Source organism: Micromonospora sp. MH33, assembly GCF_003013775.1.
Lineage (GTDB): Bacteria > Actinomycetota > Actinomycetes > Mycobacteriales > Micromonosporaceae > Micromonospora > Micromonospora fulviviridis.
This window is the reverse complement of record NZ_MUYZ01000013.1, coordinates 1-25716: the sequence shown is the minus strand read 5'-3', so window position 1 is coordinate 25716 and position 25716 is coordinate 1. Positions and strand designations below refer to the sequence as shown.

Annotated in this window: 17 protein-coding genes and 2 pseudogenes; 15 read left to right on the top strand and 4 right to left on the bottom strand. The window is 67.1% G+C overall.

The features are described from left to right. Nucleotides 1-421 precede the first annotated feature (421 nt). From B0E53_RS04415 to B0E53_RS04405, 3 genes are all read left to right on the top strand, one after another. On the top strand, nucleotides 422-2611 hold the full coding sequence (locus tag B0E53_RS04415; protein ID WP_168215219.1) for a S8 family serine peptidase: 2190 nt from the start codon (nucleotides 422-424) through the stop codon (nucleotides 2609-2611). A 195-nt stretch (nucleotides 2612-2806) separates the two neighbouring features. Beyond that, on the top strand, nucleotides 2807-3268 hold the full coding sequence (locus B0E53_RS04410) for a YdeI/OmpD-associated family protein (RefSeq protein WP_107074808.1): 462 nt from the start codon (nucleotides 2807-2809) through the stop codon (nucleotides 3266-3268). Between the two features lie 525 nt (nucleotides 3269-3793). After that, nucleotides 3794-5173 (top strand): FAD-binding protein, encoded by a 1380-nt coding sequence (locus B0E53_RS04405; RefSeq protein WP_107074786.1) that lies wholly within the window; start codon nucleotides 3794-3796, stop codon nucleotides 5171-5173. 81 nt (nucleotides 5174-5254) lie between these two features. Here the strand turns inward: B0E53_RS04405 and B0E53_RS04400 are convergent, their stop codons facing one another. From B0E53_RS04400 to B0E53_RS39040, 4 genes and pseudogenes are all read right to left on the bottom strand, one after another. Further along, on the bottom strand, nucleotides 5255-6331 hold the full coding sequence (locus B0E53_RS04400; RefSeq protein ID WP_107074785.1) for a glycosyltransferase family 2 protein: 1077 nt from the start codon (nucleotides 6329-6331) through the stop codon (nucleotides 5255-5257). A 35-nt stretch (nucleotides 6332-6366) separates the two neighbouring features. Then, nucleotides 6367-8154, bottom strand: coding sequence for a hypothetical protein (locus tag B0E53_RS04395; RefSeq protein ID WP_348639644.1), 1788 nt, complete (start codon nucleotides 8152-8154; stop codon nucleotides 6367-6369). Between the two features lie 572 nt (nucleotides 8155-8726). Further along, nucleotides 8727-9197 (bottom strand): annotated as a pseudogene (locus B0E53_RS04390) (transposase); the annotation flags it as partial. Nucleotides 9198-10276: 1079 nt separating this feature from the next. Next, nucleotides 10277-10496: pseudogene (locus B0E53_RS39040) on the bottom strand (IS5/IS1182 family transposase); the annotation flags it as partial. 234 nt (nucleotides 10497-10730) lie between these two features. Here B0E53_RS39040 and B0E53_RS04380 point away from each other — a divergent pair. From B0E53_RS04380 to B0E53_RS04320, 12 genes are all read left to right on the top strand, one after another. Further along, complete coding sequence (locus tag B0E53_RS04380) at nucleotides 10731-11582, top strand: class I SAM-dependent methyltransferase (RefSeq protein ID WP_168215217.1); 852 nt, start codon at nucleotides 10731-10733, stop codon at nucleotides 11580-11582. Nucleotides 11583-11671: 89 nt separating this feature from the next. Beyond that, nucleotides 11672-12454, top strand: a complete 783-nt coding sequence (locus tag B0E53_RS04375; RefSeq protein WP_107074783.1) for an SDR family oxidoreductase — start codon at nucleotides 11672-11674, stop codon at nucleotides 12452-12454. Nucleotides 12455-13021: 567 nt separating this feature from the next. Beyond that, on the top strand, nucleotides 13022-14389 hold the full coding sequence (locus B0E53_RS04370) for a cytochrome P450 (protein WP_107074782.1): 1368 nt from the start codon (nucleotides 13022-13024) through the stop codon (nucleotides 14387-14389). 571 nt (nucleotides 14390-14960) lie between these two features. Then, nucleotides 14961-16400 carry a cytochrome P450 gene (locus tag B0E53_RS04365; RefSeq protein ID WP_107074781.1) on the top strand — a complete coding sequence of 480 codons (1440 nt, stop codon included), beginning with the start codon at nucleotides 14961-14963 and terminating at the stop codon, nucleotides 16398-16400. Nucleotides 16401-16474: 74 nt separating this feature from the next. Continuing rightward, nucleotides 16475-17221, top strand: a complete 747-nt coding sequence (uppS, locus tag B0E53_RS04360) for a polyprenyl diphosphate synthase (protein ID WP_107074780.1) — start codon at nucleotides 16475-16477, stop codon at nucleotides 17219-17221. After that, nucleotides 17218-18333, top strand: a complete 1116-nt coding sequence (locus tag B0E53_RS04355) for a hypothetical protein (RefSeq protein ID WP_146167586.1) — start codon at nucleotides 17218-17220, stop codon at nucleotides 18331-18333. Before uppS ends, B0E53_RS04355 begins: the two co-directional genes overlap by 4 nt. Before the next feature lie 535 nt (nucleotides 18334-18868). Further along, the gene (locus tag B0E53_RS38485) at nucleotides 18869-19405 is read left to right on the top strand and encodes an ISAs1 family transposase (RefSeq protein ID WP_210405917.1); all 537 of its coding nucleotides are present in this window, start codon (nucleotides 18869-18871) and stop codon (nucleotides 19403-19405) included. A 184-nt stretch (nucleotides 19406-19589) separates the two neighbouring features. Then, nucleotides 19590-19931 (top strand): hypothetical protein, encoded by a 342-nt coding sequence (locus tag B0E53_RS04340; protein WP_107074778.1) that lies wholly within the window; start codon nucleotides 19590-19592, stop codon nucleotides 19929-19931. Between the two features lie 281 nt (nucleotides 19932-20212). Next, on the top strand, nucleotides 20213-22030 hold the full coding sequence (locus B0E53_RS04335; protein ID WP_107074777.1) for a non-ribosomal peptide synthetase: 1818 nt from the start codon (nucleotides 20213-20215) through the stop codon (nucleotides 22028-22030). A 510-nt stretch (nucleotides 22031-22540) separates the two neighbouring features. Beyond that, nucleotides 22541-23332, top strand: a complete 792-nt coding sequence (locus B0E53_RS04330) for a cytochrome P450 (protein ID WP_168215215.1) — start codon at nucleotides 22541-22543, stop codon at nucleotides 23330-23332. Beyond that, nucleotides 23329-24390 carry an NAD(P)-dependent alcohol dehydrogenase gene (locus B0E53_RS04325; protein WP_107074775.1) on the top strand — a complete coding sequence of 354 codons (1062 nt, stop codon included), beginning with the start codon at nucleotides 23329-23331 and terminating at the stop codon, nucleotides 24388-24390. The genes B0E53_RS04330 and B0E53_RS04325 overlap by 4 nt, the downstream gene beginning before the upstream one ends. After that, complete coding sequence (locus B0E53_RS04320; protein WP_281492831.1) at nucleotides 24387-25418, top strand: GntG family PLP-dependent aldolase; 1032 nt, start codon at nucleotides 24387-24389, stop codon at nucleotides 25416-25418. The genes B0E53_RS04325 and B0E53_RS04320 overlap by 4 nt, the downstream gene beginning before the upstream one ends. Nucleotides 25419-25716: the final 298 nt, after the last annotated feature.

Genomic DNA, 25716 nt, shown 5'->3' with positions numbered 1-25716 from the left:
TCGCCACGTTCGCCCTGTTTCTGGGCGGCGCCGGCCTCTACGCGCTGCGCCGGTGGCGGGCCCAGCGTCACTGGATCTGCCCGGCATCGGCACCGAAAATCGGGCGAAAATTGTTCTGCCGCACACCGCCGAATTTCGCGGCCGGCAATATTGCCCCGGTTGACCGCCTTCTCGCCGACCCCCCGGGCCGGTGGCCGTCCTGCGCGGGTTCCGCCTGCTCGGCGTCGGCTCGATCCGATCTCGCGGGCACCGCCCGAGGCGTCGCGCAGAGCTGCCGCGTCAGGAGCGGATGGCTGCCCGGCGATTACCCGGGAGGTAGATGGAATTGTGCCCGACGGCGCCTTGCTCCGATGTGGGGGGAGGGATAGTATCCGCGAAAATCGATCTTGCAAAGGGGCTGAATGTGTCGACCGGGAAACGAATGAGAGCGGGGCTGACCGCGGCGCTCACACCGATAGTGGTGCTCGGCGTCGTCGCGCAGCCGGCCCGGGCGGAGGTGGCCGCACCCCTGCCGATCACGTCCTACGAGGGGGATCCCGGCCGGCTCGGCGATCCCGCGAGCTGGCGCACCCCCGAGTTCAACCGGGACCCCGGCCTGCTGTCGATGGGAGCGGAGTTCGCCTACGCCGCCGGGTATTCCGGCACCGGGATGAACATCGGTGTCATCGACTCGGGCGTCTTCGCCGGGCACGTCCGGGAGCACGGCAGCCTCGCCACGGACTACGCGACCGGGGACCGCTACTTCTCGGTCGAGGCCGCAGGTGGCGACACCGGCCCCACACCCGGGTTCTACGACCCCGCGTTCAACGACAGCCACGGCACGCACGTCAGCGGGACCGTCGGCGCAAGCCGCGACGGCGTCGGCCAGACCCAGCCCGGGGGACCTGCCGCGAACATGCACGGGGTCGCGTTCAACAGCAACGTGTACGCCGGCAACACCCACAAGACGGACGGCGTGCTCTACGGTCTCCTGCCGGCGACCGCGACCCCCGCGCAGCGCCCGGACAACGCCTACCTCGGCAACGTCTACCGGGCTGTGAACTCGGCCCAGACGAAGAACGGCCAGCCCGTCAGGATCATCACCAGCAGCTGGGGCAGCCAGCCCAACACCGAGAACTACAACACGTACGACACGCCCCCCGGCAGCCCGGCCGGCTTCGGCTTGAACACGGCCTGGCGCCTCTGGTCCACCCCGGACGGCGTCGTCGACGCCAACGGCAGCACCGTCCGCTGGCTGAACGGCGCCATCGAGGCCGGGCGCACCGGCACCATCATCCAGTTCACCGCCGGCAACAGTGGCTACGTGAACCCCTCGCCGCGAGGCGCCGCGCCGTACTTCATGCCGGAGCTGGAGGGCCGCTGGTACACGACGTCGGGGATCAACCCGAGCATCGGGCGGACGCTCAACCCGGACGGTTCCGTCCTGGTCCCCGGCCAGCAGGCGTTCAACCAGTGCGGTGTGGCGAAGTGGTCCTGTGTGACGGCACCGAGCAACGGCATCAACAGCACGACCGTGTCGGTGGTCAACGGGGTGCCGGAGGCCCGCTACGGCAGCTCGTCCGGCACGTCGATGGCCGGGCCGCACTCGGCGGCGGCACTGGCATTGATCATGCAGCGCTTCCCGTACATGACGAACGAGCAGGCGCTGTACACGATGTTCACCACCGGCCGGCAGAACAGCACGATCAACGACGCGGCGGGCAGCGCCGTGCCGAACCCCACCCGGGGCCAGATCGTGCAGGTTCCCGACAGCCGCAACGGCTGGCACACGGTCAGCCTGCGTGAGGCCATGAAGGGCCCGGGCCAGTTCCTGGGGCCGTTCGTGGCCAACCTGCAGGGGCAGGATGACGTCTGGTCGAACGACATCTCCGATGTCGCAATCCGGGCGCGGCAGCAGGAGGACGTCGCGGAGGCGGCCGCCTGGCAGGCCACCAAGGCCGCCAAGGGCTGGACGAACGGGCTGCCCGCCGACGCGAGCGACGTCGACAAGTCGGACTACGCCATCGGCGTCCGCCGCGAGCAGGCCCGCAACGCCCGCGTCTACGAGGGAAGCCTCACCAAGCGGGGCGGCGGCACGCTGTTCCTCACCGGCGCCAACACCTGGCACGGGACGAGCACTGTCCAAGCCGGCAAGATGTCGATCGTCGGCTCGCACGCCAGCACGATCGACGTGGTCGGCGGCGTCCTCGGCGGCAGCGGCAGCGTGGCGGGCGGCATCGATGTCACCGGCGGGGTGCTGCAGCCCGGCCTCTCGTCGGACGAGGCGGCGCGGATCACCGACGTGCCCGCCACCGCCGGCAACGTCCTGGCCGTGGGCGGGGACGTGACCATCGGCCGGGCGGGCCGCCTCGCCGTGACCATCTCGGGCCAGCATGACTACACCAGCGTCCGGGCCGCTGGTGCGCTGGCGCTGGCCGGCGAGCTGGACCTGGACGTCCGCGGGCGGCTGACCCCGGGCACCGTGCTGACCATCATGAGCGGCAGCTCGATCAGCGGCAGCTTCCACGCCCTGCCGGAGAATCGCGTCCTGAACGCGGGCGGTCACCTGTTCCGGGTGTCGTACCGCAACAACAGCGTGACCCTGACCGTCCTGCGCGGCCTGCCCGGCTAGGCAGAGCAAACCGTCGGCAGGGAATCGGTGGGCCGCGGCGCCGGAATCGGCGTCGCGGCCCACCGCCGTGCAGGACCCTGCCGGCGCCGGACGTCATCTGGCCGTCACCAGGACCGCCGTGGAGCAGCAACTTCAGGCCGACCGTAGGTGATCCGGCGGGGATTCGGCCGGACACCTGAGGACTACGATGGCGTCATGGCCGAGACCCTCACGTTGACGTTGACGTTGGAGCAGCGTGGTCCGGCGGGGGCGTTCGTGCTGTCCGACGAGCAGGTAGCCGTCGTGGGGGAGGGACGCAGGACGTTCCCGGTGCGGGTCAGCGTCAACGGGGTGACGTTGCCGCTGCGGGTGGCTCGGATGGGTGGCGAGAACCTGGTCGGGTTGTCCCGCGCGGCCCGGGAACGGGCTGGGGTCAGCATCGGGTCGGCGTACGAGGTCGGCATCGCCCCCGACGTGGGGACGCGTGCTGTCGAGGTGCCTGAGGACCTGGCCGGCGCTCTGGTCGGCGACGCCGAAGCGCAGGTGGCGTTCGAGGCGCTGGCCCCCTCGCATCGGAAGGAGTTCGTCCGCTGGATCACCGAGGCCAAGCGGGAGGCCACCCGGGCGCAGCGCGTCACCAAGACCATCGAGATGTTACGTGCCGGCACGCACCGCTGAGGCCACCGGATCCCGGCGCCGTTCAGTCGCCGGTGAACAGCGCCGGCTTGGCCGACACGCCCTTCGTCATATCGATGATGGAGTGCGTGCCTGAGTGGGGTTGCGCCGCGAACAGCGTGTCCCGGTCGATCGGTTGGGTCGCCGCTGGGCGGCGCGCCAGTCGTCGAGTAGGCACTCGTTGATCCCGCTGTCGTCATCGGCGGGATCGAGCCGCGCAGGGAACTCGTCCTCGGTGACGTGCATCCTTTCCCGCCCCTGACCACCGTGGTCCGCCCAGAGCCGGCGGCCCGGGGGACGACTGACCGCTAGTCGACTGAGATGTCGGTCACCGCCGCACCGGCCGAGCCTGAAGACAGGGCCTGACCAGGGGTTTCACCCACCTTCGGGTGATCGGCGGACGGTCGGAGCGGGCGGCGCTCCTGACCGGAACTTCACTGTCAGCTAGTCGTCCGCCAATTCGCTTCCCTTCCGGACACGGCGTGCCGCTGACTGGAGGCATCCATTGAAAACGAAACGGAGTCAGCCGTGTCCACCACCAACCAGACCGGGCGGGCGATCGTCCTCGGCGGCAGCATCGGCGGCTTGCTCGTCGCCCGGGTGCTGAGCAATTCGTACGCGACGGTGACCGTCTTCGACCGGGACGAGCTGCCGGCGGAAGCCGCCGACCGCAAGGGTGTGCCGCAGAGCGAGCACTCGCACGGCCTGCTCGCCCGGGGTCGCCAGATCCTCGACGAATTGTTCCCCGGCCTGACCGCCGACCTGACCGCCCACGGTGCCGTCCCCGTCGACATCCAACGGGACTGCCTCTGGATCAACGACGGCCACCGGATCCCCCGGGTCGCCTCCGGTTTGGCGGGGCTCTGTGTCAGCCGACGTGCCCTGGAGGCGTACGTCCGGGATCGGGTCCGTGCGCTGCCCAACGTGGAGATCCGGGACCGGTGCGAGGCGGTGGGGCTGCTCGCCGACGGCGGCGCGGTGACCGGCGCGCGGGTCCTTCCCCGGGGCGGCCGGGAGGAGCGCCACGACGCCGACCTCGTCGTGGACGCGACCGGCCGCGGCAACCGCGGTCCCACCTGGCTCGCCGAACTCGGCTACCAGCCGCCCGCTGAGGAGCGGGTGGACCCCCGGACGGTGTACGTCTCCCGCGACTACCGTCGCGTCCCGGGGGACACCGACTTCGCCGCCGTCATCAATAGCCCGTCGCCGGCAGCCCCGTACGGCGGGGTGGCCATCTCCGCGGAAGGCGACCGGTGGATGGTGACGCTCCTCGGTGTCGGCCCGGACCACGCCCCGCCGGTCGACTCCGAGGGCTACCTCGCCTTCGCCGGTCGGCTGCCCGCGCCGGAGCTGCACGCGCTGTTGAGCCGGGCCGAGCCGCTCGGCCCGCCGAAGCGGATGCGGCTGCCCACGAGCCTGCGCCGCCGCTACGAGCGCCTCGCCCGTCTCCCGGAGGGGTTCATCGCGGTCGCCGATGCGGTGTGCAGCTTCAATCCCGCGTACGGGCAGGGCATGACGGTGGCCGCGGCGGAGGCGATCGTGCTGCGTGACTGCCTCCGCCGAGGCCGGCGGGACCTGCCCCGCCGTTTCTTCGCGGCAGCGGCGAAGGTGGTGGACGTGCCGTGGGACATGGCCGTCGGCGCCGACCTGCGCCATCCGGCCGTGGTCGGGCCGCGCAGCGGCCGGACACGCTTCCTCAACGGGTACGTCGCCCGGCTGCACGCCGCCGCCGCACGGCACCCCGTCGTCGGGCGGCGTTTCCTGAGCGTCGCCAACCTGATGACGCCGCCGCCGGGGCTCTTCGCGCCGGGGATCGTCGCCCGGGTGCTCTGGTCCGGCCGGCGCACCACGCCGGCGCCGGGCCACCGGCCGCTGGTGCCGCAGGTCGAGGAGTTGGTCGCCCGGTAGGTCGGCCCGCGCGGGTCGGCGGCCGGGGAGGGCCGCCCACCTGGCACGGCCGCCGCGCCACCACGTCCTCGTCGGAGGCGGCTACGGCCCGTCGCCCCGCACGGACCGGTCGGCGGCGCGACGAAGGTGGTCGTGCCGGGAGGAGACCTCCCGGGCCGGCATCCCTTGCCGGACCCGGTCCGCCGACCGCACCGCCGGCTGAGCCGGCACACGCGGTGCCTGCCCGCTCTCCGTGAGCAGGTTCTCCGTCTCCTGGACCAGGTAGTGCGGCCGGCGTTTGGCCTCGTAGTAGATCCGGCCGATGTACTCCCCGATGACGCCGAGGATCATCATCTGGATCCCGCCGAGACCGATCACGCTGACGATGATGGTCGTGTAGCCGGGAACGTCGATGCCCTTCTCGACGGCGTCGGCGACCACCCAGATCATGTAGCCCAGCGCGATCAGGGTGAGGAACAGGCCGCCGTAGATGGCCAGCCGCAGCGGCCGGTTGTTGAACGACAGGAGACCGTCGAAGGCGTAGTTGAAGAGCTTCCCGAACGTCCACCGGCTCCGGCTGGCCTGACGGGTCTCGTTGCGGTGCGCGACCACGACCGTCCGGAACCCGATCCACGAGAACAAGCCCTTGGAAAACCGGTTGTATTCGGGCATGGCCAGCACGGCGTCCACCGCGAGCCGGGACAGCAGCCGGAAGTCACCCGCCCCGTCCAGCAGCCGTACGTCGATCCACCAGTTGACCACGCGGTAGAAGGACCGCGAGGCCAGCATCCGCAGGAACCGGTCACCGTGCCGGTCCCGGCGGGCGATCACCTGGTCGAACCCCTGGCGGTACAGCGCCACCATGTCGGGCAGCAATCGCGGCGGGTGCTGCAGGTCGGCGTCCATGATGACCACGGCGTCCCCGGTGGCGCGCTCCAGGCCGGCCAGCATCGCCGCCTCCTTGCCGAAGTTCCGGCTCAGCGAGGTGTACCGCACCGTCGGGTCCGCGGCGGCCAGCCGGCGCAGCGCCACGAGGGTGCCGTCCGCGCTCCCGTCGTCGACGTAGACCACCTCGACATCGACGTCGGACAGTTCGGCCAGCGCGGCGGTCACCGCCCGGTGCAGCCCTTCCACCGACGCTTCCTCGTTGAAGCAGGGCACCACTACCGACAGCCGCACGTCGTCACCCCGTCCGACCCGTACCCGGAGAGCCGTTACCCGAGGTGGTAGACCAGCACACCATCGAGCTCCTCCCGGGTGATGCCCAGACCGTCGACCGGCCGGGCCGCGATGCCCTCCCACGGCGTCCCGACGGCCCGGTCGGGGATGGCCACCACCGACCGGATCCCGATGTTGCGCAGGTAGGCCACGCTGCCGGGATCGGGGAAGGAGGCTGCCGCCGCCCGGGTCTGCGCCTGGGTGGCGGGCTCGAAGCCGGCCAGCCCGTTCGCCACCCGGGGGAAGCCGTCGGTCGTCCACAGCATGTAGTGCAGGTCGTTCGTGCCGCCGATCGGCAGCAGCAGGACCGGCTCCTCCGCCACCCGCATCGCCGCCGGTGGCCGCGGCACCACCGGGTGCGGCGTCCGGTTGACCCCCTCCAGCCCGACCAGGGCCAGCGGTATCAGGAGAACCGCCGGCGCCAGCAGCCGCGTCCGCCTCCGGGTGGGCGACCGTCCCGCCGACTCGGCGATAGCCGTCACCAGCCCGGCCGCCAGCACTGCCAGCAGCAGGCTGGTCCAGTGCATCATCCGGCCCGGCGTCCGCAGCGCGTCCCAGCCGGGCAGGTGCCGGGACAGCGTGAGGTAGCCGGGGTCACCGTCGCCACCCAGCGTGGAACCGAGACCCAGCAGCACCGTCCCGAGGACGCCCAGCCCCAACGCGACCCGCTGCCGGACCGGATACACCGACACGAACAGGCCGGCCATGGCCATCCCGATCAGGGCCATCCCGGGCAGCAACGCCATCTCGGGGGGCCAGGACAGCTGTTCCCGGGCCGCCGCGTGCGGCTCACCCCACAACCAGGAGTCCGCCGGGGCGGTGACGAAGCCGATCAGCGGCGGCGAGAACATCTCCGTCCAGTCCAGGGAGCGCACGGCCTGCGGATTGAGGTCCACGACCCGCAGGTAGACCAGCCCCAGGAGCAGCGTCACGGCGCCGAAGACGAGCCCACCGGCCAGATCGGCCAGCAGCAACCGACGGCCGAACGGGGCTCTCTCCCTCCGCCGCCACCACGACCAGCCGTAGCAGCCGGCGGCCACCAGCACCGCGGCGAGCAGGAAGTAGACCAGTGGCAGCCCGATGCCGAAGCCCAGGGTGACTTGCCAGGCGGCGACCATCCACCCGGCCAACGCCCACCCCGGCCGGCGTCGCTCCGGCCGGTACCCGTGCCGCAACGACCAGCCGTGCCCGCGCGCCAGCATCGCCAGGGACAACGCGATCCCACCGCTGGAGAGGATGTTCAGGTGACCCGCGTGCGCCAGCCGCCACGGCGCGTACGCCCACGCGACCCCGGCGACCGTGCCGCCCCACCGGCCCGCCCCGAGCTGTCGGACCAGCGCGTACGCCCCGACGAACGCCAACGCGTGTACCAGCACGTACATGACGTTGTAGTGGACCAGGGCGGCCTTGAAGCCCGAGCCGAGCGCGCCCATCGGGGCGTATCCGAGGAGGGTGTCGCTGTAGGCGAACGTATACCTCTCCGGGTAGAACGTGTTCGAGTGCCAGAGGTCGAAGGGCTGGCTCAGCAGGGCGTGGCCCGACCAGGCGATCTGCCACGCCTGCAACGTCGGATCGCCGAGGTCGCCGGGCACCGTGCTCGCCGGATGCCGCATCGTTGGCCAGGTCAGCGCCACCGCGAGCAGCAGACCACCAACCATTGCGCCGGTCCATTCGTGGCGCAACCAGCGCCACCGCGCCCAGCGGTCTGGGCTCGGGGCGGCGGGGGTCGGGCTGTGGCCGTCGCTCGCGGCGACCGGCGGGCCGTCGGCGGCTCGGGTAGGCATAGATATGCATGATCCTCGATGCTGGGAGCGTTGTCGACGGGCGGTCCGAATTGTGGACTCGGCACGTCGACGCAGGCGGGGTGAGGGTCCGGGCCACCCTCAGCCGTCCGCGGGCACTGGCCGGTATCGGGGTAGCGGTCGCCGAACTGGACGCGCTCTTCTGCGTCGCCCTGTCACAGTTGGACGACGTTGGTGTAAAACCGGAGATCGAGACACGCAACCTTGACGGAATGTCAGCTGCCTGTCCTCGGTGTGCTCCTGCAGTGTCAGGTGGTCCTGCCGTCCATGAGACGGCGTAGTGCCTCCCCGGCGGTGGGGAACGCGAGTCGCAGTGTGTGGCCGGTGAGCCGAACTGCCCACCAGGTGAGGGCGACGAGGTATCCGACGGTGAGCGCGCCGCTGGTGTCGTTGGTGAGGACGATGGCGTAGCCGATTCCGAGGCCGGGTGCGGTGATGGTGCGGATGGTGTGGCTTCGGCTTGCGGTGAGGGCGGTGGCGACGCCGAGGAGCGCGGCTCCGGCGCTGCCGACGAGGCCGGGCACGCCGGTCAGGTCGACGGGTGCGGTGATCGTGAGTGCTTGTTTCCAGCCTTGGACGGCGACGCCTCGACGAGCCGGCCCTGGGCCCGTCGCTGTCCGGCAGGCAGGCCTATCTCCTTGGCGCGGGCCCGCGCGCGTTTGTCCTCGATGTCGCGGATGGCGAGCCAGAGCAGCATGATCGCGGCGTCGTCGGACGGGAAGTGCCAGCGGTTCTTGATGACTTTGCGGAGCTGGTAGTTCAGCGGCCCAGATCGCGTTGGTCGTGTAGATGATCTTCCTTGGTTCGGGCGGGAAGGCCAGAAACGGGATGAACCGTTCCCACGCGTTCTCCCAGGTCGCCACCGCGGCCGGACACCGTTTGCCGAAGTCGGACTCGGCGAAGACGAGCAGCTCGCTCTCGGCGGCCTCGACGGTCGGCGCGGTGTAGATCGGTTTGAGCGCGGCGGCGACGTTCTTGCGGTCGGCGTAGGAGACGAACCGCATCGCGGCCCGGATAAGGTGGACCCGCCCAGATGGCCGGGTAGCTCCGCCGCCAGTCCGCGTTTCAGGACCGCCTTGACCAGCTCCGCCAGCAGGCCGCCCTCACCGGTCAGCGCCAGTCCGCCCGTTTCGACTCGATCCATCAGGTCATCGAGCAGGCCGGCCTCGATCATGCCGTTCAGCGCGTCCCGCGCTGCTCCGCCCGGCCCGGCCACCGCGAGTTCAACGGCCCGGCCCAACTGATCGTGGGTCATGGTCACTTGGGTGTCCGCGACATGGAAGACTATCAATTACACAAACCAGCTGACACGCCCCCGCCCCGCCGCAGCGCCATCCACGCATGGCGCGGTCGCCACGCTGGTGAGCTCTCGCGTTGCTAATAGGTATTAGCGTCTTGACGCCGCCGAGGCCACGCGCGCAGACTCGTCAACCAACGAAACCGTCCACACCAGACAGCCGCCCAACAACGTCGAACACCACCCGCTGACCCGTCACAGCCCGCCCCGCTTCCGCTACCCTCTTCGGCCCGTCTCACGAACGGAGGAACCGTGATGGCGCGTGTCCCGGAAGGCTCCTGCACCCGACGCGCCCTGCTACGCGGCGCCGCCGCCGGCCCCGCAGCGACCGGCACCGCCCTCACCGCCACACCCACACCCACACCCGCACTCGTCGCACCAGCCGCCTTCCCGAACTGGCGATACGTCCGCGACGCCTTCACCGGACCAGTAGTGCGCTACAACCGCCACCGGCGAATTCATCTTTCTCGGCGTCCGTGGCGTCTACGACAAAGTCGACACCTGCCTCGGCCGCTGGGCCTGCACACCATCGGACCCGGCGCACGCAACATCCTCTGGGGCTGGTCACCCAACGGCTGTAGCGGCTGGCAGTTCGACCCGAACCTCCTCGTCTCGCCATCCGGCGACGGACTCACCGACATCTCTGCAGCACACCTGCTGAAGCGCAACGACACCGCCTACCTCGCCTACCACGGCAATAGCGGCAACATGTACCTGACCGAAATCGGGTGGGGCTTCATCGCTGAGGCGTTTGGTGAGGAGAACCCTCTGGCCTGGGGATTCTCGGCGACAACTTCGACGTCGATGCACGGCGAGGAGCAGGCCGAGGGTGTCGGTGACGATGCCGTGTTTGCGTCCGACGATCTGCTTGCCGGCGTCAACGCCCTGCGTGGCCGCGGGTGCGTTGGTGGAGGTCTTCACGCTCTGGATGTCGATCACGCAGGCCGACAGATGTGGAGCGCGTCCGGCCTTGGCGCGGGCCGGGCCGGGCCGGGCCGGTGAGGTGGTAGTTGAGTTGGGTGAAGATCGATGCAATATCAGTCGGGGCAAATGGTTGCCGGATACGCAGCGGTTGCGCGCCGCGCGAAACCGCACGATGAGACGAGGGTCTATTCCGTTGATCGTCTCTGGGGTATGGTGAGGCAACAAGCGTTGCTGCTCTTCGTGTTTTCCACTAAGGATGTCCAGCCCTATCGCTAGGGCGGACTGCGCCTGCCTACTAACCCGTTGGTCACTATCCGTAGAAGGTGGTGCGGCGACAATGGTCGACTTGAGCACGTTTAAGGATCTGGATTTAACCTCAACGCCTTATGGTCATCTTCTTTTCATGCACAGCAACAATGCGGAGGCGGAGCGGTTGACCGCCCTGGCTGGAGCGTTCGACCAGGACACCATTCACCGGCTCGAACGCTTCGGCATCCAGCCCGGCTGGAACTGTTTGGAGATCGGATCTGGCGTCGGCACCATCGCACACTGGCTGGCGACCCAGTGTCCTCACGGCGAGGTAATCGCAACCGATCTCGATACCAGCTTGATCTCCGAGGTGGGACGTCCGTCGAACCTGCGAGTCATTGCGCACGATGTGACTGTCGACGACTTCCCGGAGGGCAGCTTCGATCTGATCTGTTCCAGGTTTGTGTTCGAGCACCTCATCGACCGTGACGCCGTGCTCGCCAAGGTGGTGCGCTGGCTGGCCCCAGGTGGCTGGCTGCTCCTCGAAGACACGGGGCCGTTCCCGTTCGACTCATCGCCGAACCCGCTGTACCGCAAGGTCAGCAAGGCGATCATGGCGGTCGCCACCGAACGGATGGGAAGTGACTACGGCTGGTCTCGGTCGTTCCCCGCGCAGTTGCGTGCGAATGGGCTGATCCATACGGGAGTCCACGCCTCCAGCCATGGTGTTGGAGGCACGCCGATGGGACGAGCGTGGCGGCTGACCGCCGAGCACATCGCGGCCGACCTGGGTGCGCAGTTCGGGATCACCGCAGCCGATTTTGCGGAGTTCGCCGACCAGGTTGAGAGTCCTTCGTTCGATGACCTGTGCATCGCAAGTGTCGCGGCATGGGGGCAGCGTCCCTCCGTACCGACCATGCCCGCGCCGCGACAAAACTGATTTTACAGACATCGCCGGTGACCAGTCGGGCGGTCACCCTCGTAACACGTCAGTCCACGTGCTCACGTGCTCTATCGCGGAGAAGATTTATGGACCTCCAGCTGAAGGATCGAGTGATACTCGTCACCGGAGCATCCACAGGCATCGGGCGCGCCACTGCGGAACTGCTCGCCGCGGAAGGCGCCACGGCAGTCGGCGTGAGCCGCAACCCTGCGCCGGGAATCTCTGATCCGCAGGTCGACTACATATCCGCCGATCTAACCGCGCGGGGAGCAGGTGATCGTATTGTCGAGACAATACTGGAACGCCATGGCCGCCTCGACGGGCTGGTCAACAACCTAGGCGGCCCAGATCTCCGAAACGGCTTCCTTGGCATCACCGAAGAACAATGGCTCGACATGTTCGACCTGAACTTTCATGTCGCACGACGCATGAGCAAGGCCGCATTGCCGGCACTGCTCGCCGCTGGTGACAGCGCGATCGTCCATGTTTCCAGCTCCTCAGCCCACCTCGGCACAAGGCTGAACCCCGACTACGCCGCCGCGAAGCTCGCGCTGCTCTCCCTGTCGAAAACCTTGGCGGCCGAATTCACCAGCAAGGGGACGAGATCGAACGTCGTCACCCCGGGACTGACCAGGACGGCGATCTATGAAGCACCTGGTGGTTTCGGCGAGAAGGTGGCAGAACTTCACGGAGTCGAGTTCGACGAAGTCGTCGAACACATGAGCACTTCCGTGCGCCCACAACTAGCCAAGCGGGTAAGCGAACCCGAGGACGTCGCGAGAGTGATCGCCTACCTCATCTCCCCGCTGGCCAGTCAGGTCACCGGTGCGGAGTGGGTGGTGGATTCCGGCGTCCTCATGCAGGTCTGAACCCGAAGAGAGCAAATTTCGACACTCAGCTTGTCCTGCCGTCCAAGCGTGGGGTCTGAGCCGGTCGTTCGGGATGCATGGCGTCGAGGGTGCTGCGGAAAAGGCGGACGTTGGCCAGCGGATGCCGGGGATTGTCGGCGAGCGGCACCCGGCGCATCATCACGTTGGGGGAAGGCATCGACGATCTTGGGGCGGTGCGCGAGGAACGGCTCCGCGGTCCGGTCCGGGGTCGCGTTGGTGACGAAGACGATGGCCTGCCGGCCCGGAACCCCCGGGCGCTGACACAAGGGAATTGACAGCGACTCACGCCAGTTTTGTGAGCGGCGGCTTCAAGGACAGAGGGTCTTCCCTGGTGCGACGCACCAGGTCGAGGCTAGGCTGTGATTCACATTCGTAACATCAGGAACTTGTGACCCTCAAGTGTGCTCCCATCCCCATCCCACGTAATCGAGACTCGGCGCGGGTTCGCGTACGAGGTGACGATCAGAATCTCCTGGCCGACGGCGGGCCCCTCCGGGCCGCCCTCACCCCTCCGGCACTTCGCTCTACTAGGCGGTGATGGTTGCTATGACGCGCGAATCCGACCGCGCAGTGATCCGCTCGGGCTCCCTCATACCCGAGGCTCCGGGGGCGTACCCCCTGGTGGGGCATGCGCCCTACCTGGCGAGGAATCCGCCGCCCTGGCTGGCTGCCTGCCGGCAGGCCGGCTCCATCGTGCGAGTTCGCCTCGGCCCACGACCCGCTTACCTCGTCTGTGCCCCCGAACTGGTGCACCGCATGCTGGTGATTGATGTCGAGGCGTTCGACAAGGGCGGCCCCATCCTGGACAACGCGCGGCCGTTCGTCGGCAACGGGCTGGTGACCTCGGCACACGCCGACCACCGAAGGCAGCGGAGAATCATGCAGTCGGCCTTCAGCCCCGACCGCATCGACGGTTACGCCTCTGTGTTCCAGCAGGAAAGCGACGCCATGATCTCGTCCTGGGCAGCAGGAAAAGAGATCGACTTTCTTGCCGAGGCCCACGCATTGGTCGCGCGGACACTCGCGCGGACCCTGCTGCCCGAAGCCGAGCTGCCCGAGTCCAGCTGGCTCGCGGACAAGATCGCTGATTTCCAGGCCGGACTGCTGATCCGCACCGCCCTGCCTCATCCCTGGATCCGCCGGCTCCCGCTCCCCGCCAACCGGCGCTTCGAGCAGGCCCGAAGCCAACTACAGTCCTCGGCACGCCGGGCCATCACAGCGGCTCGCACCCGGCCGACCGCGGGAAGCCTGGTGGACAACCTCATGGCAGCCCGCGATACCAACGGGGACTCCCTCAGCGATCAAGAGCTGGTCGACCAGATCATCACCCTCCTCCTCGGCGGAACGGAACCCACGGCCTGCACCCTCGCCTGGGCCGTACACCTCCTCACCCAGCACCCCGACATTCAAATGCGCCTCCAAGACGAAATGGACAGCGTCCTGAACGGGCGCACGGTCGGCCCGGAGGACTTCAGAAAGCTCCGGCTGACCCGCAACGTGCTACAGGAGACCCTGCGGCTGTACCCCATCGTCTGGATGATGACCCGGGTCAACACACAAGAGGTCACCCTCGGCGGCCACCGCTTCCCCGCCGGGACCGATTTCCTCTTCAGCGCCTACCAGCTTCAACACGATCCCGCTCACTTTCCTGAACCCGAGCGGTTCGACCCTGACCGCTGGGACACACCCGTCAGCGCCTCCACACGGCAGGCGCACATACCCTTCGGCCAAGGGCGCCGAAAGTGCATCGGCGACACCTTCGGTATGGCAGAAGCAACCATCGCTCTGAGTACGATCTTGACTCGGTGGCACCTCCGTCCGGCGCCGAGCAGCCGTGTACGCAAACGCTTTCGCTCAGATCTGAGCCCCACCGAACTACGGATCACTCCACACCCCAGACATTCCAGGACCTGATTCTCCGGCGCCGTTCTCGGTCTTCATCAGACGTTTCGTTCAGGGCAGCATGAAGCCGACCGGATCCCAGGCCTCACCACTCCATGGAGTCCTGCCTTCTGTCGGCAATCGCGCACGCAAGGAGCTGAACAATGAAAACTTGACGGAACTTCAACAGATTTTTGTATTCAGCTGTATTCAGTGGCCCTCCCCGCATATTCGGCGATCCCCCGAAAGCTTCGTTCTCGACTGCACTTGCGCCCGGCTCCGCCACAGAAACAGGGTGGTGCACGGGTGCCGCGCCACCAGGAACTAGCGTGCGGGCACAAGGGATCGGAGACAGCGTGCGCGAGGGTGCGGAATCCGGGGGTGAGGGCCCATGTGCCGAACGGGCGACCGCGCGGAATGCCCGTGCACTTTCGTGAGAGTGCGGCGAATCGGCACACTCGGAGCCGAACAGGAGCCGGCTACGCAATGGTCGCTTCGCTATTCACCCGCGCACGTGATGCGTAATGTGGTGCGCCCGCTGGTGCGCCTTATGAACCAGGGCGTGGCCTGCTGAGCCAAGTCCGCTCTTCATACGAGGAGTTCGATGACTGATCGGCTGAAGGAAGTTCCCTATCTGCCGAGGAAACTGCCGTTCCTGGGGCACCTGCCGGGAATGGCCTGCGACCCCTTCGGTTTCTTCGACAGAGCAGCTCGGTACGGCCCTCTGGTCCGCGTCAGACTCGGCCCCAAGACCGCCTGTGTAGTTAATGACCCCGCCCTGCTGCGGCACATGCTGGTCGCCGGTCGCGGCGACTTCGACAAAGGGGGCGGGGTCGTCGAGGCGTTTATCAAGCTGTGGGGCGGAAACGGCGGCCTCGCGGCGTGCCCGAACGAGGCGCACCGGGTCGCAAGGCCGCTGATGCAGCCCGCTTTCCACCCCAGCCGAATACCGGATTACAACCGGCAGATGGTGCACAACGCGACGGAAATCGTCGGGCGGTGGCGACCGGGTCAGGTAGTCGACATCGACCGGGAAATGACGCGCCTGACCACGAAAACGCTGACGAACTCACTGTTCACCGATCCCGTCTCGGTCCGGTGTGTCGATCAGTTCCAGCACGACCTGCCGATCATCAGCAGCGGTCTCCTTGCCAGGACGATCCTGCCGGCCTATGGCCGACTGCCGCTGCCGGCGAATCGCCGATATCGCGAGGCGCAAGCGCGGACGCGCTCGGCCATCGACTCGATGATCCGCCACCGCCGGGAGGATCCAGGTGACTACGAAGACCTGTTCAGCCTGCTTCTGGTACGTGGACCGGACGGCACCGTCGCGCTGAGCGACGAAGAGGTCCAGGGCCACATCTGGAGCTTCATGATCGGAGGCATCGACACCACGGCCGCGCTGCTGGCCTGGACCCTCAGCCTTCTGGTCCGCCATCCGCACTGGTACACACGGGTGGAGAAGGAGATCGACACGGCGCTCGACGGAGCACCGCCCTCCCATGCCGACCTGGCACGACTGCCCCAGCTACAGCGTGTCCTGACCGAGACACTGCGTCTGTACCCACCGGGCTGGGTGGTCAGCCGGGTGACCCGCGCGCGGACCGCGTTGGGCGGCTACCGGATTCCCGAGGGCGCGGAACTCTACTTCAGCATTCGTACGTTGCTCCGCGATCCGACGATCTACGCCGATCCTGACCGGTTCGATCCCGACCGTTGGCTGCAAGGGAGCTGTACACGCGAACAGCGCGAGGCGTACCTCCCCTTCGGAGCCGGAGCCCGCAAGTGCATCGGTGACGCCTTTGCCCTGGCCGAGGCCGCCTCGACCCTGGCCGTGCTCTTGCAGCGCTGGCGGGTTCAGCCGGTGGCCGGATCGCAGGCCACGCTGAAGGTCGGCGTGGTGCTGCATCCCAAGGGGCTGCGCCTGCGTGTCACCCCAAGAACGCCGCCCCGTCCCCTCCGCTCCGAGACGGAGGATCCCGTGCCCGCACGGGGGCAGGAGGGATCGACCGGCACCCCGCATGAGACCGGCCAAAGCTCGTGACGCTCTCGCTGACCGAGTGCTCCAGGTGCCCTGGCGCGCGCACCATCAGAACGCTTGAGGGGACGTGAAGTGTTATGAGCGAGCAGAAAGCGTTGGGCAGGCTGCAGGGTCAGAGTTTCGATATGCCGGAACATGTGGCCGTCATCCTCGACGGCAATCGGCGCTGGGCGCAGCGGCACGGGCTGCCCGCTGTCGAGGGGTACCGGCGGGGCGCGGTGCAAGTGGGTAACTTGTGGGACTGGTGCGAGGAGTTGGGCATCGGTTATGTGACCGTGTGGGTGTTCTCGTTGCACAACCTGCGCCGGTCCGATGAGGCGGTGCGGGCGCTTCTTGAGGTCATCACAACTGGGCTTCGGGAACTTGCCGATCAGCGGCGTTGGCGGATCCGACCCATCGGCGCACTGGAGGCCCTCCCCGATCGCACCCAGGATCTGCTGTCTGAAATAGAGGCCGATACGGCTGACATACAAGGCACGGTGGCGAATGTGGCAATCGCCTACGACGGACGCCAGGAGATCGCGCAGGCGGCCCGCGCCCTGATGAATGAGCACTCTTCCGGTTCCGTGTCACCGGGGAGGGCCGGGCCCGGTCCGATGGTGGACGAATCGGGGCTGGCCCGGCACCTGTATACGGCCGGGCAGCCGGACCCCGATCTGGTCATACGCACGTCGGGGGAGCAACGGCTGTCCGGCTTCATGCCCTGGCAGACGGCGTATGCGGAATACCACTTCGTACCCGTGTGCTGGCCCGACTTCACCCGAGGGGACTTCGACGACGCTCTGTCCGTGTATGCCAAACGCCAGCGCCGCAGCGGTCTGTGACCGGCAAGGAGATTAAAATGTCCGTTCCGCCCAGCCCCGATGTCTTCGGACGCTCTTTCGTCGTACCGGAACTGCTTAGCGGGCTGGAGCCGCAGTTCCACCCCGAAACCGCCGAGATGGAGCGGAAGATCGACGCGTGGACTCGCCCTTATCTGGAACGAATGGAATTCGATGAGCAGAGGATCGTCGCATTTCTCGCGCGACGCCAGCCCTGGTGGCTGATCCTCATATATCCTCACGGCGTTCCCGACCGTCTGGTCGCCATGGCCAGGCTCATCCAGTTCATGTGTGCCTTCGACGACCTGACCGACCGGTTGGACGCCGAGGAGGTGTCGGAGCGCACCGCCAGCCTCGCAAAGCGGTTGGTCTCCCTCTCGTCCAGCTCGTCGATCCCGGACCTGGACCCCCTTACCGGGATGCTGGCCGATGCGTGGACGTCCGTCACCTCGGACATGACCGCAGGGCAGATGGCCCGGATCACAGCCGCCCTGAAGGAGTTCGTCGAAGCCGAACTGCGGGGCATCGAAATGGCAGACGCGGGCGACATCTTTCGGTTCGAAGACTACCGGCGCTTCAGGCGGTTCAATGTCGGCACACCGGTTTATGTGAGAGTGGCGGATTTCGTTCTCGGGTTGTCGTTCCCGGAGGAGTTCTTCACGGACCCTGACGTCGTTGAAGCGCTGGCGCTCGTCTCGGAGCACACCGCGTTCGTCAATGACCTGCTGTCCTTCGGTAAGGAGATTGCCTGTGGCCACTGGCAGACCAACGCGCTGGCCGTGTGGCACGTGGCCGAGGGACTCGACCTCCAGGCGTCCGTGGACCAGCTTGCAGCACATCTGCGCAAGCTCCAACAGGAGTTGGCACTACGCTCGAACCGCATCCGCGAGGGGCGGTGGGCGGGCCTCGAAGGGCTGGAGAGTTACCTCACCGAGCTCAGCCTGATGGTCCCCGGCGACGTCCTCTTCGAGTTCGCCACATCCCGCTACCGGGGAGACGGCTTCATCTGGGACGGAATCACCTCCGGCATCGCGACCTACCATCGCAGCCACTTCGACATCAGAAAACTTCCGCAGACCGAACAGCAGGATCCATTGCCCGTACGCGCACCCTGAACGGCAGTCAACCCCGTTGCGACCGTCTGAGCCAGGTCCGGGTGATCTCCCGCGGGGCACCGGGCCGCGGCTCGTCGGACAGAACCTCCAGGCCCCGTTCAAGGAAGCGCCGCCGCCAGGTGCGGACCATGTCCGCAGTGACACGCAGCTGGCGTGACACCTCCGTGCTGGAGTGTCCCTCGGCGCACTCCAGCACTCTTGAGTGTTGAACCAGAGCCTGAGCCTGAGCCTGAGCCGTCGAACAACGACGCACGCAGCCCTCCAGCACAGCCCGCTGAACAATCGGCCGTGTGCTGGGGGCTGTTGACGGTGGAGGTCGGCGCGAAGACAAACGAAACCACGCACTTCCAACCGCTGCTGGCCCCGCTGGACCTGGCTGGCACCGTCGTCACCTTCGACGCCCTGCATTCGGTCAAGGCGAACATCTGCTGGCTGGTCGAGGCCAAGAAGGCCCACTACATCGCCGTGGTCAAGACCAACCAACCAACCGACCGCCCACCGCCAGCTCGCGGCCCTGCCGTGGCGGGACATCGCCGTGCAGCACACCGCCTCCGCCTCCGGGCACGGCAGGCGCGAGTCTCGCTCGATCAAGACCTGCACCGTCGCGGACGAACTCGGCGGGATCGCCTTTCCCCACGCCCGCCTGGCCATCCGCGTCCACCGCCGGCGCAAGCAGTCCGGCAAGCACGAGACCCGTGAAAGCGTCTACGCCGTCACCAGCCTCGACGCCCACCAGGCCAGCCCGGCCGACCTGGCCGCCGCGATCCGCGGGCACTGGGCAGTGGAGAACTCCTCACACCACATCAGGGATGTCACCTTCGCCGAAGACGCCTCCACCATCCACCCCCGAACTGCACCCCGGGCCATGGCGGCTTGCCCGCCTGACCCTTGGCCAGGTGTGGAGGGGGCCCTGCTCGAACACCGCGCCGATCGCAGGACCCGCCCCGCCTGTTCCTGCGCCATCCGCAAGATCCGGTCAATGACCCTCACCTCTCCGGGCAGTGACCGGCCAGCCCAGCCCCACCGCACCTCGCGGCACGGCCGCCACGCCGGTGAGCTCCTGCCTTGCTAATTCGGATTAGCATCTTGACGCCGCCGAAACGGCGCGCGCAGACTCATCGATCAAAGAAGCCGTCCGCGACCAGCGTCCACACCGCACGGCCGCTCGGCGAGGCCGAATGACACCCGACCGACTCGCCAGGCCAGCCCCGCCCCACCGCCCCCCGTCGACCCGTCCCACGAACGGAGGGAACGCCATGACGCGTACCCCGGAAGGCGCCATCTCCCGACGCACGCTCCTAGGTGGCAAGGCGGCCGCCAGCGTCGCGATCACCGGCGCCCGCCTTGCCGCAACGCCCGCGCCCGCGCTCGCCGCACCAGCCGGCTTCCCCAACTATCAATACGTACGCGACGCGTTCGCCAGCCCCCTGCGCTACAACCCGACCGGCGAGTTCATCTTCCCCTGCGTGCGCATCGCATCAGACAACGGCCGCGTCGCCGCCCCAGCATTCGGCACCGACGGCGGCGTCCAATACATGCGCTACGAAGCCGGCCCCCGCCTCGACGCCAGAATCTGCGTAGCCCGCGCAGTCGAATAAACCTCTGCCGGTTGGTATTCCGCCGGGTGGTCAGGAACGTCCTGATCTTCCTCGGCTCATGCGGCTTGGCGCGAACCTCGACACCGACGCTGCCTCTCATCCCGGACCCGACAGGCCAATCCGAGTGAGGTGACGTGCGTCAATCACGGATATTTGGCCTGCGGTTTGTGCACCGATGGCGGGGGAGCATCTTTGCTCGCTCTCAAACTCATGTGCTTTGTGGGCTCCGAACTAGCTAGTGCCGCCAATGAGACCCTTTGACGAAATCCCCTAGACGTACGATGCCACCACCACGAGTCAGGCGGGTGCTCGAATTGGTTACAGGAGATCATATCTCAGTTGAGCCGGAACAGCGTGTCTGTGATGAAGTGATGGCCGTTGCGCGAATGCGCCCAAGCGACGACGCAATCGTGTGCGGCGACGAACGTCTCAGCTACAGCGACCTTGGTGCCATGGTTGGCCAGATCGTCGGCCAGCTGCCAGTAGAGCCAGGCCAGCGGGTCGGAATAATCGGTTACCGGGACATAGCGGTGCCCGCATGCATGCTCGCGGTGCACCTTCGTGGTCATTCGTTTGTCGTCCTCGACCCTGATGCACCGCCCGAGATTGACGAGTATGTACGGGAAACAACTGGGATCAACCACGTCCTCGATCCGCGCTCGGTCAGCCACAGCACCCCGAGCGCTGAAAAAGGCTGGCCGTCTTGCGACTACCACCACCATTCCCGCGACGAGGCTTACGTCCTGTATACCTCCGGCAGTACAGGAAAACCCAAAGGTGTTTCCGTTTCACAGCGCAATCTGACGAGTTCGAACCAGGCTCGTCTCGAGGTTTACCGCGACTTCGGTACACCGCGCTTTCTGCTCTTGTCGCCCTTCTTTTTCGATTCATCTTTCGCTGGCATCTGGGGAACGCTCGCCGCCGGCGGCACGTTGGTGATCGCGACGGAAGACGAGCGCCGGAATCCGGCTGCAATCGCCGCGCTGCTCGACGCCCATCGCGTTACCCACCTGCTCACGATCCCAAATTTCTACGCAGAGGTGCTCCATTGCGTGAACACTCGGCGGAGCCCGACTGGCGTCCCAACGACGCTTCGAGTTGCCGTATGCGCAGGCGAAGCCCTCGCCGCGAGCGTAATAGAGGAGCATTTTCGCGCCCTCCGCGGTGTCGTGCTCTTCAATGAGTATGGGCCAACCGAATGCACGGTCTGGTCTACGTTCCGCCGCTATGACACACCAGCAGCGCCGACGATTGGGAACGCGATCCCCGGAACCGATATCTACCTTTTCGACGAGGGTCTTTCCCCGGTGCCGGCCGGAGCGGTCGGCCAGATTTCGATTGCTGGACCGGGCGTGGCGAACGGGTACGTCGCTGATGCCGTCGAGACGGGCCGGAGGTTCGTCACGGTCGCGTTGCCGGACGGTCGGACGCGTCGCGTGTATCTCACCGGCGACCTTGGACGTTGGAACGCGGATGGAGAGCTGGAGTTCCTCGGGCGGCTGGATTCACAGCTGAAGATTCGTGGCGCCCGAGTGAACCCTGAAGCCGTCGAGCAGGTGCTGATGGCCGACGCCAGTATTCGGGCAGCCGCCATGGTCTACGACGCCGACGCGTTGATTAGCTATGTCTTCGTAGTACGAGCCACAGACGAGCAAAGCCTTGACGAGGCGCAGGCGCGCTCGCTGGTAGCGGGATCGCTGGGCCGCGGACACGTCCCCGATCGAGTGATCTTCGTTGACGAACTTCCGCGAACAGGACGCGACAAGGTCGATCGAGTCTCGTTGCTGTCGGCTGCGCGAACTTCGCGGCCCAGTGGCAGGCGCCAGGTGGGCACCATCGAAGCGCAGGTCACTCACGCCTGGGAGCGGATACTTGGCGTCACGCTTACCGAAACTCATTCGGAAACAAGTTTCTTCGAGCTGGGTGGCAACTCCATCAGCATACTGCGGCTCTCTCGCGAACTCGCCGCAATCATCGGGTCACCGGTTTCCGTGGCAAAAGTGTACCGATGTGACACCTTGTCGCGACAGGCTGAACTGCTGCGAGACCTGATCGAGAGACGGCCCGAATATGCCGATGTCAGTCAGGAGGCGTCCTGACCGATGCAGGGCGACCGGTGCAGAACCACGTAGACCCTCCGTAGGCCTCGTTCAGGCGCATCTGGGCGATGAAAGCGCGAAAATGAGGGCACCGAAATGGAACGGAAAAGACCCGATCTATGCTCCCTTGTCGACGGAGCGACCTACCGCTACGGGAACCCATTCGACACCTGGCGTTGGCTGCGTGAGAACGAGCCCGTAGCATGGCAGAACGGCGGCGAGTTCGGCGATTTCTGGTCGGTTACTCGCCACGCTGACGTCGATCGAGTGCTCCGTGATCCTGATATGTTCAGTTCGTCTTCAGGGATTCTCTTGAGGCCGCAGGCCATGGGTGCGGATCCAGGGGGAAACCGCACTCTCGCTCTGTCTGACGCGCCGCGTCACGGCGTACTGCGCAAAGCTGTCTCATCATGGTTCGCCCCGCGAAACCTCCGCTCGTTGGCTGAGTCATTGACAGTGATGGCTCGCGAAGACGTCGCAGCGGCCGTGCGCCGACGTGACGTTGATTTCGTGGCTGACGTTGCCGCCAGACTCCCGGTGGAGGTGGCGTGGATCTTCCTCGGCATTCCGGAAAAGGATCGTCCGGCGCTGACGAGGTGGTCGCTCGCGGCGTTCTGCTCCGACTCGGCCGTCGAGCGTGCCGTGGCGCACCTGGAGATTCTTGACTACTTCCACACGCTGGCGGATGCGCGCCGGGCGCGGCCAGCAGACGACCTTGTCAGCGTCCTGTCCCGTATCGAAATCGACGGCCGCCTGCTCCCGTTGGACGAGGTGGTGCTCAACTGCGACAACCTGCTCGTAGGAAGCACCGAGAACGTCAGACTGGCCATGGCCGGGGGCGTACAGGCGCTACTCGACCGAGCGTCGCTCTGGCAGCGGGTCCGCCGCGAGCCCGATCGGCTCATGCCCACGCTCGTCGAGGAGATGCTCCGCTGGACGTCGAGCGCGACCCACCTCGTACGAACGGCGCGGCGGGATGTCGAATTGGGCGGGCAGCGCATCGGCGCTGGACAGCGCGTGGTGCTCTGGCTCCCCTCGGCCAACCGTGACCCGATCGCGTTCGAAGCACCGGAGGTGTTCGACGTCGCGCGGTCGCCGAATCGACACATCGCACTTGGTGCGGGCCCGCACTACTGCCTCGGCGTGCAGTTGGCTCGGTTGGAGATCCAGGCTGTGGTCGCGGAGCTGATCCGGCGTGTTGGCCGCCTACAGGCGAACGGTGAGCCCGAACGGCTGGAGTCCATTGTCGTCAATGGGTACCGGACCTTACCCATCAGACTCGAAGCGGAGGAGATCTTGTGACTATCACTACACGGGCCCTGGTCGCATCTGCACCACGCGCCGAACTTCAGCTGACGACGATCGAGCGGCGGGATCTTCGACCCGACGACGTCCTCATCAACATCGCGTACGTTGGCATCTGCCACAGCGATATTCATCAGGCGCGGGAAGAATGGGGAACGGCAATCTTCCCCCTGGTGCCCGGCCACGAGATAACGGGTACCGTCGCCGCCGTCGGTGATCAGGTCACACGATGGCGCGTCGGCGACCGTGTCGGCGTCGGCTACATGGTCGACTCATGCGGCGAATGTGAGTACTGCGCCGATGGAACCGAACAGTTCTGCGTCAAAGGACAGGTCTTCACGTACAACTGTATCGACTACTACGGCGAGCCGACCTACGGCGGCTACAGCCAGATGATCGTCGTCCGCGATCGCTTCGTCTGCGGGCTCCCGGACGGCATCGACCTCGCCGCCGGCGCGCCATTGCTGTGCGCGGGGATCACGACCTACTCGCCCCTGCGGCGGTGGGGCGTCACATCGGGGACGCGCCTGGCGGTTGTCGGCCTCGGCGGGCTGGGTCATATGGCGGTCCGGCTGGCTAGCGCCATGGGAGCCGAGGTTACCGTTCTCAGCCGAACCAACGACAAGCAGGACGACGCCCGCCGGCTGGGTGCAAGCGACTTCTTCGCGACCGAGTCGTCGGGGACGATCGGAACTCTCCGCGGCCGGTTCGACATGATCCTGAATACGGTTTCGTCGTCGATGCCGCTCGATCCGCTCCTCAAGACGCTCCGGGTCGGCGGGGCCATGGTACTCGTGGGACTGCCGGGACAGCCGTTGGTGTTCGATGCCGAATCCGTGATCAACAGCAACGCCGTACTGGCGGGGTCCCTGGTCGGTGGCATCGGTGAGATCCAGGAAATGCTCGAGTTCTGCGCACAGGCCGGGATCGGTGCGGACATCGAGATCATCTCTGCCGATCAGGTCAACGTCGCCTACGACCGGGTGGTGCGCGGCCAGGCGCGATACCGGTACGTCATCGACGTCTCGACGATGAGCTTGGACGGCTGCCAGTGAGTGGCGATGCGTCCCACCGCCCGCTGGACCTCCGCTCCGACACCGTGACCCGGCCCGACGAGACCATGCGGGCTGCCATGGCTGCCGCCGAGGTTGGTGACGACATCCTCGATGGTGACCCGACCGTGCGCGCTCTGGAGGAGAAAGCAGCGGAGATCCTCGGCACCGAAGCAACGCTGTGGGTCCCAAGTGGCACGATGGGCAACCTGATCGCGCTCACGGTGCACCTGCGGCCCGGGGATAGGTTCCTCGCCCCCGCGCTTGCCCACGTCGTCGAATTCGAACTCGGTGGCTGGGCGTCGTTTGCGGGCGGCGTTCCCCATGCGCTGCCGTGGTCGGCCGGTCCGGGCCGGGTCAGCCCGGCCTCCGTACGAGCGTCGGTCCCGCCGAGTCAGCCGTACGATGCGCTTCGTGATCGGCTGCTCTGCCTCGAGAACACGCACAACGCGGCCGGCGGCACGGTGACGGGCCCAGGTGAGCATCGGGCGGTGACAGCCACCGCCAAGGAAGCCGGCCTGCTCGTCCACTTGGACGGAGCGCGAATCTGGAACGCGGCAGTGTCGCTCGACGTGCAACCAGCCGAGCTCACCTGGGGGGTCGATTCAGTTCTCGCGTGCCTGAGCAAGGGATTGTGCGCTCCCATGGGCTCGGTGCTCGGCGGCTCAGCAGAGTTCGTCCGTGCCGCCCGGCGCCTGCGCAAGATGGTCGGCGGGGCTGTCCGACAGGGCGGCGTGATGGCGGCCGCCGGCCTCGTCGCACTCAGTCGGATCGAGCTCCTCCGCAACGATCACAGCAACGCGCGGGTCCTCGCATCCGGACTCCGGGACCTCGGCTGGGAGGCCGCCTCACCCGAGACGAACATCGTCCTGGCGAGGGTCACCGACGCTGAGCGCCGAGTGTCGGAGCTGCACAGGATGGGCATTCTGGCGACAACGATCTCGGGAGCGGTTCGCTTTGTGACGCATGCTGATCTGTCGGAGAAGGACATCCAGGAGGTTATCTGGCGGATCTCGTCGATGTCGCCATAGCGGCTCTTCTGATGAGCCTGTCTCACCTGGCGGGGTAGCGCCTGTGGCAGGTCAGGGCGGCGGCGAGGGTCACGGATGCGCGGTACGGGCCGGTTCGCGTTCGTGGCGGTCACGCCGGCCATCGCTCCGTTTGCGGCGGGTGGCGGCTTGTCCGTGCGCCTGGCCCGCCGCAGGGGGCGCCCAGCGGCGACCCCGGTGCGGGAAAGTATCGATTCCGGGTGCCGGTCAACTTTTTCCGGCTCGCAGCCGTGTAACGGATGTGAGCACCAGACCTTTCCGGCGGCCGGCCCGCCGCAAC